Origin of the sequence: Collinsella aerofaciens, assembly GCF_025289055.1 — a bacterium.
GTDB lineage: Bacteria > Actinomycetota > Coriobacteriia > Coriobacteriales > Coriobacteriaceae > Collinsella.
Genome location: NZ_JAESIQ010000005.1, coordinates 21,477 through 32,084, shown reverse-complemented (window position 1 = coordinate 32,084; position 10,608 = coordinate 21,477). Strand labels below are relative to the sequence as shown.

10 protein-coding genes are annotated in these 10,608 nt (G+C 58.3%); 1 reads left to right on the top strand and 9 read right to left on the bottom strand.

Features of this window, described 5'->3' with window-relative positions; genetic code table 11:
* Positions 1–30: 30 nt before the first annotated feature.
* A complete protein-coding gene (locus tag JMJ97_RS02505; RefSeq protein WP_260699057.1) occupies positions 31–2,415 on the bottom strand; it encodes a hypothetical protein in 2,385 nt (794 codons plus the stop codon).
* 227 nt (positions 2,416–2,642) lie between these two features.
* Between JMJ97_RS02505 and JMJ97_RS02500 the strand changes: the two genes are divergently transcribed.
* The gene (locus JMJ97_RS02500; RefSeq protein ID WP_260699056.1) at positions 2,643–4,046 is read left to right on the top strand and encodes a helix-turn-helix transcriptional regulator; all 1,404 of its coding nucleotides are present in this window, start codon (positions 2,643–2,645) and stop codon (positions 4,044–4,046) included.
* Positions 4,047–4,097: 51 nt separating this feature from the next.
* On the opposite strand, the gene JMJ97_RS02495 is transcribed toward JMJ97_RS02500, so the two are convergent.
* The 8 genes from JMJ97_RS02495 to JMJ97_RS02460 all read right to left on the bottom strand — a co-directional run bounded on the left by JMJ97_RS02495 (position 4,098) and on the right by JMJ97_RS02460 (position 10,537).
* Positions 4,098–4,721, bottom strand: coding sequence for a cytidylate kinase-like family protein (locus tag JMJ97_RS02495; RefSeq protein ID WP_117564047.1), 624 nt, complete (start codon positions 4,719–4,721; stop codon positions 4,098–4,100).
* 166 nt (positions 4,722–4,887) lie between these two features.
* On the bottom strand, positions 4,888–5,526 hold the full coding sequence (locus JMJ97_RS02490) for an amino acid ABC transporter permease (protein ID WP_006235796.1): 639 nt from the start codon (positions 5,524–5,526) through the stop codon (positions 4,888–4,890).
* 3 nt (positions 5,527–5,529) lie between these two features.
* Positions 5,530–6,276 (bottom strand): amino acid ABC transporter permease, encoded by a 747-nt coding sequence (locus JMJ97_RS02485; RefSeq protein ID WP_260699055.1) that lies wholly within the window; start codon positions 6,274–6,276, stop codon positions 5,530–5,532.
* A 25-nt stretch (positions 6,277–6,301) separates the two neighbouring features.
* Complete coding sequence (locus tag JMJ97_RS02480) at positions 6,302–7,177, bottom strand: transporter substrate-binding domain-containing protein (RefSeq protein ID WP_260699054.1); 876 nt, start codon at positions 7,175–7,177, stop codon at positions 6,302–6,304.
* Between the two features lie 8 nt (positions 7,178–7,185).
* On the bottom strand, positions 7,186–7,917 hold the full coding sequence (locus JMJ97_RS02475) for an amino acid ABC transporter ATP-binding protein (protein WP_055251548.1): 732 nt from the start codon (positions 7,915–7,917) through the stop codon (positions 7,186–7,188).
* A 246-nt stretch (positions 7,918–8,163) separates the two neighbouring features.
* Positions 8,164–8,607, bottom strand: coding sequence for a GatB/YqeY domain-containing protein (locus JMJ97_RS02470; protein WP_006235801.1), 444 nt, complete (start codon positions 8,605–8,607; stop codon positions 8,164–8,166).
* Positions 8,608–8,661: 54 nt separating this feature from the next.
* A complete protein-coding gene (locus JMJ97_RS02465; protein ID WP_260699053.1) occupies positions 8,662–9,885 on the bottom strand; it encodes a peptidylprolyl isomerase in 1,224 nt (407 codons plus the stop codon).
* Between the two features lie 187 nt (positions 9,886–10,072).
* Positions 10,073–10,537 (bottom strand): PTS sugar transporter subunit IIA, encoded by a 465-nt coding sequence (locus JMJ97_RS02460; protein WP_260699052.1) that lies wholly within the window; start codon positions 10,535–10,537, stop codon positions 10,073–10,075.
* Positions 10,538–10,608 lie beyond the last annotated feature (71 nt).

Genomic DNA, 10,608 nt, shown 5'->3' with positions numbered 1-10,608 from the left:
ACATGCTTGGTCGTGGCGGAGCACCAAAACCTAACGCTTGCGGCGCTTGGTCGCGGCGATGCCGGCCGCGGCAACGGTTGCGCCGGCGATGCCTAGGGCGGCGACTGTCATCGCGGTGGTATCTCCCGTGGCCACCAGGACAGCATCGCTCTTCTTTGCCGGCGCGGCTTTCTCAACCGTCTTGGCCGTGGTGGTTGTCGTGACCGGTTTAGCCGCGGGTTTGGTCTCGGGCTTCACCTCGGGCTTGGGCTCAGGCTTGACCTCAGGCTGCGGCGCGGGCTTTTCGGGGTCGACCGGAGCCGGCGTGGCCTCGGGCGTAAACGTCAGATCGGTGTTGAGCCACAGGGTCTCGATCCAGCCGCTCTCGGGATCAACTACACTCGCTTCGCCCATCTGGTAGCCGCACTCCTGGCCGTTGATCACCAGCTTAGTGTTGGGCGTAAAGTAGAAACCACGCGCCGGCTTAAAGTACAGACCGTAGCGATAGGTCACGCCGGGCTTAAAGGCATCGATATGGTTGGTAATGTTCTGGTCCCAGAACTCGACGGAATTTACTTCGCTGCCGTCGCTGCCCGTCCAGAACTCGCACTGGAGAATAGAGTCGGAACCCGCCGGAGTGCCCGCCGTAAAGACCGGCTTATCGCCCGCCTTAAAGGTGGTCGTGGCGCCGTTGATCTCTATAACGTCGATGGCACGCCATTCGTCGATTGGCTGCTCGCACAGCATATTGTCAGCGTGTGGCGCGAAGACGCCGTTGGCGGTCTTGATGTGGTGCGCCCAATGACCGTTGACGTTCATTTCGCAGTCATCAGCCACGGTATTGTCGCCCTTGAGCCTCAGCTCAACGGAATACATGTAGAACTTGCCCTCTTCGAAGTGGTCGATCTTCTTCATGCCCGGCGTGTACATTGCGGGATCGGAATACCAGAAGGCAACGGGCTTGAGCTCCGCAGGGTCGCTGCCATCCATCTCTTCCCAGCACTCATAGGCGATCTCATACTTATCGGCATCGGCGGCAGGAATCGTCGCGGTCGCACGCGGCGCCTCGCCGGGCGCATAGTCGGTTTTCACATCGTTGACGTTTAGATTCTCAAGAGCTTCGTTTTCCGACGAAGCAGGCATCGTAATTGTTTTAATAGCAGGGACATACAGGAATTCTCCGCTTAGACTCGACTTTACGGTTTCCCCTTTTACGGTAACAACGGTTTCATCGCTGAAGGAATATCCGTCTTTTGGCTTCAGCATAAGAGAATACACGTACTCTTTCCCGCTTTTAAACTTTGTAATAGTCGGCAGGGAACCATGTGAGCCGTTATCGGAATACCAGGCAGCAACGGGTTCGTTGTTTTCAAATTCCTGCCAGCATTCATAAGCGATTTCGTATTTATCTGCATCGTAGTTAGGGACACCTGCCGTCGCCTGCGGACCAGTATCCAGCTGCCAATTGAAGTTCGTATTCTGAACATTGGCAAAGGAGATGGATTCCGATTCTGATTCCGCTGCCGGGATAACAAGGCACGCCCTCTCGTAGACATGGGTGCGGGTGTAGTAGTCATCCCGAATCTCGTTAATAGTGGGTTTCCCGGTCGCCTCGGTATCTCCTTTAAAGGCGTCGTCCGGATCACCGATGATGATATTCCCGGGCTCTGTACCCGTATACGTAAGCTTGGATCCATCATAGGTGGTCGTCATCTTGGACTTATTCTCCTTGTACTCCGTAAAGTACTTCTGCTCCTCCTTCTGTCTCTGAATCTTGCTGATATCCAGGGTAAGCGTTGTTTTATTGCTCGCACTGTCATACGCCGCATGGACGATCAAGTCCCCCAGGCCGATAAAAGTCAAAGCGCTACCATCGAGAGCAGACTGGTCTCCATCTACAAGGGCAATCCCCTTCACATACTCAATCGTTTCTTCTTTCTTGATGTCGGTGCAATTGTTCCGTACCGTAATATTGACCCTAACGTCGCTGCCGCCAACAACATCGGTCACACCGCAGGGCATGATGGCGTCATTCGCCGGCGTGGCGGCGTTGTCGCTGGGAGTATTTTGTTCAGCGGGTGCCGCATCGTTGGATTCATCGGTGGCGCCAGTCGGGGCCGTCTGCTGAGGCTCAGCGGTGGCTTGCGCCGCCGGAGCAGCATCGGTTGCAGGCGCGGTCGAAGCGGCTGGTGCGGTCGTTGCGGCCGTATCCTCCGCAACCGTCGGCGTCACCGGAGCCGCGGCAACTTCATCCGTCCCAGCGGCGGAATCGGCGCATTCCGTCGCCAGCGCCACGCTCGGCAGCAGCAACTGACCGACCATAAGCGCACACGCGCCGGCGCAAGCTATTTTGGCACCCACACAACGCCAGGTACCGTGAACCAGCGAGCAGGTGGACTCACGTTGAGCTTGCTTGTCAAAGTGACTTCCGTTCATAACGGCCTCCTTGGTCGTAGGGGCATACCACCACAAAGGTGCCTGTCCCCTTTGTGGTGGTCCTGTACCACCAAGATGTGCCAAATGACTCCGTATGCCTAGGTTCGTAGATGCGAACCTAGGCCTCTACCTGCGGTTTAATTCAATATGATTTCGTTGTCGTCACACGCGTCCCAGGGACGCTACAATCGAGGACACGACTATTCCGTCCACCCAAAGGACTGTCCTTGAATCTGAGTAAGCCTAAAATCAACGCGCTTTTGGCACTTGCGCTCTTTACCCTTGTCTTTCTTGCCGCCGAGTTTCGATTCGACATTAATGTCGGGCTGCTCACCGGTGCCGAGCGTGTTGTGATTGCGCAGGGCTTTATTCTGGGTGCGAGTGTACTCGGCTTTATCGGATACGCTACGTTGCTTGATCACGCGCAGCGCAAAGGCCAGCCTCAGGCAGTTGTCAGTGCCGCCGTCCCCATCGCCATCTTGGGGCTGCTTCAGATTCAGTCCCCCACGAGCCCGCTTGCGCTCGAGATTCTGGGATGCCTCGCATTCCTCGGACTCGGCCTGCTGGGCGCCGCCACTCACCACGCCTTTTCGTTGGCATTCCAGGATGACCCCAAACTCGCCACTGGCGCAGGAGCAGCCTATGCCGCGGGCATCCTGATGCAGTTCGCCATCAACCTGCTCGATTGCGGCGGCATCGCAGAGCTCATCGTCCTTGGCACAGCGACTATCGCCATCTCCGCCCTCAGCGTCGTTCCCCAAAAGGCTGCCAAGAGCTCCAGCCCCGCCATCAATCCCTTTGTTGAGCCCTCTCACGCCCTCGCCAAACAGGCATGCTGGAGCATCGCGCTCGTCATGATTCTTGCCTGCTTGTTCTCGACCCTCGACAACGTGGTCACACTCTCCAACGCCCACGGCACCATTGCCGTGCAGACCTGGCCGCGCCTCTTTTTGGCGGCAAGCGGCCTTGCCGCCGGTCTTATCTTTGACCTTGCCGAGCGCCGCTACATGGGACTTGTCATGCTCGGCATCGCCGTGCTCTCGACCATTTCCATCCTGGCCGTGGAGGCCGGCGCCGATCCCAACCTGGGCCTTGTCGTCTTTTACCTGAGCTCGGGCTTTTTTGTCACGTTCTTTACCGCCACCTTTACGCAGCTGGCACCGCGCATGCATGCGCCCGCCTTATGGGCCGGCATGGGTCGCGCGGCCAACAACGTATGCGCGTTCACCACATCGGGTATCTCGCTGGCGCTCGTGACCTCGGACAATGTTGCTCTCATCATGATCGGTGCGCTCGTTTTGCTCGTCGCCGCCTGCGCGGCATTCGTGGCAGCCGGCTTGTTCCGCCTACCCCAAACCGAGCAGGAGCGCAAACATCAACAGCTTGCCGAGGAAGCGCTCGCCTCACCGAGCATCGAAGAACAGCGCCAGGCCTTCATCGCCAACCACGCTCTCACCCCGCGCGAAGTCGACGTGCTCATAGCCGTGACCCAGGATGAACGCCCGCTCAAGCAGGTTGCCGAGGAACTCGGCATCTCGATGCGCATGGTACAGCGCCACCTGAGCTCCATCTACCAAAAGACCGACACGAAAACGCGCGCCGGTCTCGCCAAAGCCTTCCCCTCGGCCTAAAACAAAAACCACCACAAAGGTGCCTATCCCCTTTGTGGTGGTTTTGGTCGGTTAGCCTTCGAGCTGAGCCACCTTGTAGCGGTAGGCTGCGGCGATGACGTCCTTGCAGCCCTCGCGTCCCAACTTGGCGCGGTTGACGACGATATCCTTACCGCTCGTCATCTTCCACTTTCCGGCGCTATAGCGCTTATAGAACGCCTCGCGCGCCTTCTGCTGCTGCTTGACCAGCTTGGCGCCCTTCTTTTTGTTAAGGCCGCGCTTCTTGCGCACGATCTCGACGCGGTCCTCAAAGGGAGCGGTCACCAACACGGCAATGTGGTTGGGGTTGTTGCGCAGCAGATAATCGGACAGGCGGCCTTCGATAATGCAGCTCTCGGTCTCGCCCAGGTCCAAAATCACCTGGCTCATCTTTTGGAACAACTTATCCGAGTACGAACGCGCATCGTAGCGGTCGGGCAGAAACGCCATGTTCTCCACGGCCAGGCGCTCGTCGTAGGCGGCCATCTTATCGAGCGACTCGCCCGCGCGCAGCGACGCACGCACCAGCAGCTCGTTATCGTACAGCGGAATCCCCAACTCGTCGGCAAGCATGCGGCCAATCTCGTGGCCCTCGGCGCCAAAGTCACGCGCGATGGTAATGACCACAGGACTCTTCTTATTCTCCAGATCGCTCATCGCGATTCCTTTCTAACAAATGAGAAAATACTGTATATCGCCTTTTTCCGCGATAACGTACCTGGGTTTTCCTGGTGCCCAAGATTGGCCTGAAAGAGGAGCGACGCGTACTTTGGTACGCGAGCGACGGTTTGAAGGCCAAGGTTGGGTGCCAGGGAAAGCCAGGCTATGCGGCCACCATTCGCCTCTGATACGCTCTCACCAGCAACGAGATACCAAAGTTGAGCACAAAGTACATCGCAAACACCAGGCCGTAGAGCATAAGCACCTGCGACAGGTCGATCGCGTGGGCCATCACGACGTTTGCCGTGTACATGAGCTCGGCCACGTTAATGCCCGAAAGATACGAGCTGTCCTTAATGACGGTCGTGCACTGGCTAAACAGCGCCGGAATGATTGTTTTAAACGTCTGCGGCAGAATGATGTAGCGCATAGTGGCAAAGAAGCCGAAGCCCTGGCTCTGCGCTGCCTCAAACTGGCCGCGCGGAATCGAGTTGAGGCCGCCGCGCACAATCTCGGCCATAACAGCGCTGGTAAATAGCGTAAAGGCGATGGTCGAAATCACAATGTCCAAACCCTGCACCGTAAAGTAGATAAACAGGATCCACAGCAGGTTTGGCGTGCAACGGAACAGCTCGATATAGGCGCTCACCAAAATACGGAACGGGCGGGGCGCATAGCTTTTGACGAGCGCCAGCACCGTGCCAAAGATGAGCGAGAAAAAGATCGACAGCGCCGAGATCTCGATGGTCTTAACAAAGCCGCCCCAAATGTAGAGCAGGTTGGTCGCGTTGAAGATTTCCATGCGCTAGGCCTCCTCTACGTTGTCGAGCCCCAGCTCGGCCAGGCTCACGCCGCGCGGACGCTCCTTGGAACGGCGCTCGAGCCACTGCACCAGCATGGCGAGCGGGAAGCAGATGATGAAGTACATAAGGCAGCAGACGATGTATCCCTGCAGGTAACCGTACAGACTCACAAAGTTGTCGGAACGGTACATAAGGTCGCCGCCGGCCACAAGCGCCAGCATCGACGTGTTCTTGACCAGGTTGAGCGCCTGGTTACACAGCGGCGGCAGAATGATCTTGAACGTCTGGGGCAGCACGATGTACCAGTAGGCCTGCGCACGGGTGAAGCCCTGGCTCTGGGCCGCCTCCATCTGACCGCGCGGAACCGCCTCGATACCAGTGCGGATGACCTCCGAAATGTAGGCCGCGTGATACAGGCCCACACCCAAGAAGCCCAGCACGAACGGCGCGATGCGCACCGGCTGGTCGGCACCGGTTATGGCCTGCAAAAACTGCGGACCGGCCATGTACATAAAGAGCACCTGTACGGGCAACGGGGTGTTCTGGTAAAACTCCACGTACACGCGGCTTATAGCACGCAGCACACGTGAACGGGTGGTAGAGGACACGCCCAGCAGCGTGCCCAGTACCAGCGACAGCAGCAGACCGGCAACGACCACCTGTAGCGTCACGCCAAAGCCCTCCCAGAAGGGCCCCATGTTTTGAAATGTCGTCGACCAACGGTCGGCGTCAAATAATCCTTCGAGCATTTGATTCCTTCCTTGGACGATACGCCTATACAAGACCCCAGGTCTTGACCTCTTGGTCGAGCCAGCCATCGGCCAGGCGATCGCAAATCACCTGATCGACCACGGCCGAAAGGTCGCAGCCCTTCTTGGTCGCCACGCCGTAGCCCTGCTCGCCAAACTTGACCTCGGGCTGCAACAGCTCGACGGTCTCGTTCATGTAACCGGCCAGCGTGGAGCGATCCATGGCAAAGACGTCGATATTGCCGGCGTCGAGCGAACTCTTGATGATGGGGTAGCCGCTAAAGGCCCTAAACTCGGGCTTGCAGCTAAAGCCGTTGTCCTTGATCATCTGCTCGATCAGGCTCTGCGTGGTAGCGCCCTGGCTCACGCCAATAACCTTGCCGTCCAAGTCCTCAATCGAGGTAAATCCCGAACGCTTCTTGACCATGAGTCCCACGTAGTCGGTGCGGTACGGCGTCGAGAAGTCCCAGCTCTTCTTGCGCTCGTCGGTGATGGTGTAGGTCGCCGCGACCACATCGAGCTGGCCGTTATCGATCAGCGGGCCGCGCGTCTTGGGCGTTACGTCGGTAAACTCGACAAGCTCCTGGGCACGGGCCTCCTTGTAGCTCACGCCAAAGACGGCAGCGGCGATCTGGTAGCACAAATCGACTTCCATGCCCTCAAAGCGGCCCGTGGCGGTGTCGTAATAACCGTATCCGGGAACGTCCTTCTTAACGCCGGCATTCAGATGGCCACGCGACCTGATGGCCGCAAGCTTGGACCCCTTGTCGGAGCCCTCGCCACTGGTGGAGTTGCCACAACCGGTAAGCGCGGTCCCCGTCAACGCGAGCATGCCGGCGCCCGCCAGCTGCAAAAAGTGACGGCGCGACACGGCCGCCCTCGTCATATCCGTCATGTCCATCACCGCGCCTAGTGCAGAATCTTGGACAGGAACTCGCGGCAGCGCGGGTTCTCGGGGTTATCGAAGAAGTGCTCGGGCGTGCCCTCCTCCAGGATGCGGCCGTCCTCCATAAAGATGACGCGGTCGGCCACCTGGCGCGCAAAGCCCATCTCATGCGTCACGCAGATCATGGTGATGTCCTCCTGCGCGAGCTCAATCATAACGTCCAGGACTTCCTGGACCATCTCGGGGTCGAGCGCCGAGGTCGGCTCGTCAAACAGGATGATGGGCTGCTTGGTGCACAGGGCACGGGCGATGGCGATGCGCTGCTGCTGACCGCCCGAGAGATTCTGCGGATACTCGCCGGCCTTATGCGCCATGCCAACGCGCTTGAGCGCGGCGATGGCGATCTCGGTCGCTTCCTCCTTGCTCTTCTTTTGCAGCTTGATGGGCGCGAGCGTCAGGTTGCCCAGCACCGTCATGTTGGGATACAGGTTGAACTGCTGAAACACCATGGAGCTATACTTGCGAGCCATCTCCAGGTGATTCTTTTTGGTGAGCGGCGTACCGTCGATGATGACCTCGCCCGACGTGGGTTCCTCTAGATAATCGACGCAACGGATGAGCGTCGACTTACCCGAACCGGAAGGCCCGATCATTACGAGCTTCTCGCCGCGCTTGACGGTGAGGTTGATATCTTTGAGCACATGCAGGTCGCCAAAGTACTTGTTGAGATGCTTGATCTCGATCATGTCTGCCATGAATATTCCTTCCCTGCGTTTACACGAGTTGAACTATTGTACGGAAAGAACCATGTTTCCGCAGCCCACACTACATTCCCGTAAAGAACCCGCAACCTTCCACCCACTCATTGGGGACAGGCTTAAATGAGTACCCACCCATTGGGCACTCATTTAAGCCTGTCCCCAATGAGTGCCCAGCCCAGCAAAAAGGGGCGCGACCATGACGGCCACGCCCCTCAACATCAACTATGTACCGCTCGGCCCCTACGCAAGCTTTGCGCCGACGATCTTTGCTGCTGCCGGCTTGTCGAAGTTGCCGCCGGTGGCCTTGCCGAGTGCGCCCATAACCTGGCCCATCTGCTTCTTGGACGTGGCGCCCAGCTCGGCGATGACCTGCTCGATCAGAGCCTCGAGCTCCTCACCCGAAACCTGCGCGGGCAGCAGGCTCTCCAGAATCTTGACCTGCTCGGTCAGGTTGTCGGTACGCTCCTGGTCGGTACCGGCCTTAATGGACATCTCCAGCGTCTCGCTCGTCTGCTTAATCAGACGCTTGATCATGCTGTTGACGTCTTCCTCGGTCACATCACGACGCTCGTTGACCTCGATGTTCTTCACCTCGGCCTTAACCTGGCGAATGATGGACAGGCGAACCTTGTCCTTGGCCTTCATGGCCGCAATCATTTCCTTCTGCAGCTCTTCGTTGGTCATCTGCATATCCTCCTCAATAGCATGGGCGGCACTCACGCGGGCACCGCCCCATGATTACTTAGTCGTCGACGCGTCGTCGGTCGAACTCTTGGTGACGCCCTTCAGGCTGACGTTGTACGGCACGTCCTTGGGCATGGGGTTAACGGTGATGTCGGCGTCCTTCTTGTACTGCTCCAGCCACTCGCTGTACGCGCTGCTTGCCGCCTGCGTCTTCACCACGTTGGAGACGTACTTCTTGATGTCCTTGGGCACCTGCTTAATGTCATCGACCTGATTATCGACATGAAAGTAGTCGGTGCACTTGATGATGTGATAACCATAGGTCGACTCAACGACGTCACTCACATCGCCCTTGTTGAGCCCCTCGAGCGCCGTCTGGTAGCTGTCGACGAAGGTAGTGAGCTTATCCCAACCCACATCGCCCTTCTTCTCCCTGGAGCTGGTGTCGTCGGAATACTGCTTCACGGCGTCCTCAAAGCTCAGCTCGCCGGAGTTGATTTTGTCCAGGCACTCCTGCGCCTTGGCCTTGGCGGCGGCCTTGTCCTCGTCAGATGCGTCGGAATCGACCTTGATCAGGATATTCGACGAACGACGGGCATCGTTGTAGTTGGACAGGTTCTCGTTGATGTAATCGACAATCTCGCTGTCCTTGGGCTTGCTGGTGGGTGCCACGGCATCCTTGAGCTTCTGCTGCGCCAGGCTCTCCTTGAGCGAATCCTTGTAGGTGTCCTCGGTGTAGCCGTAGGTCTTAAGCGTCTTCTTAAAAGTCTTGGCGCCGCCCGCGCTCTTGCACGCGTCCTTCCAAGCTTTCTCGACCTCCTCGTCCGACACCGTCACGCCGTTCTCCTTCTGCGCCTGCTGAAGCAGAATCTGCTGCGTGTAGGAATCGATGAGCTGCTTGCGGTACTTTTTGGGCGTGAGGTCGTTGTCGACCAGATACTGGGCCCAGTCCTTGTCCTTGGTGTAGCCATAGGACGTGCGCATGCTCATAATCTGCTTGGTCACGGTGTCCTCGGTGAGGTTGGTGCCGTTGATAGTGGCAGCCACACCGCCGGTGAGCTTATAGCCCGAGCCGGCGCTTTCGGTCTGCGACATCAGGCCGGAGCACGCCATGGCCGAGACGGAAAGCAGCATCGCCAGCACGCCGATGACCACCAGGACAATCTTGACGGTCTTGGACACATAGGTCTTGCGCTGCTTCTTGCGAGAGCTGGAGGCGGCGCGGGACCGTTGCTCGGGCGTCGGCGCGACCTCGGGGTTCTTTTTCTTATTTGCCATGTTTGGCCTTTCGCATCACGAATCGAACAAACGCCATTGTGTCACAACGCAGCCCCCGCGGCACACCTGGTGCATGGGGGACAGGTTAATCTGCACCATTTTGGTGCAAAGGGGACAGATCTGGCAGCCGGCAGTTAGGGACGTTCCTTTTCTGCCGGCAGTTAGGGACAGTCCCCAAGTGCCGGCCCTAAAAGTGGCGGCGGATGGCGTCGACCATGCCTTGGCACGTGGTCTGGCCGAGCACATCGGCTGCAGCGTCGGCGTCCATAAAGATATTCATGAGCGCTTGCAGAGCCTCGACCTGGCCGCCCGGCTCGGCAATACCCAGATTGATGATGATCTGCGCCGGCACGGGGGCGCCCATGCCCGCCATCGCGTTAAACGTCACAGGTGCGGCGGGCTTTACTACCGCGATATAGGGCTTGGCCACAAATCCCGGATCGGTATGCGGAATGGCGATGTTTGCCGCCGGCATGGCGAGACCCGTGGGATAGGCGTCCTCGCGCGTGTGGACGGCGTTGAGCCAACCCTCGGCAATGTAGCCGCGCGGGGCAAGCTCGCCCTCGAGCCGCGCAAACACCTCGCCCGGCGTCGCGCACTCCCAATCAAAAAACACCAGCTCAGGCGTAAACAGCGCTTCGTTATCCGCCATACGCTCACCTCTCTCACCTAGTCACCTGGGACGTTCTTAAACGACTAGTCGTTTAAGAACGTCCCCAATGA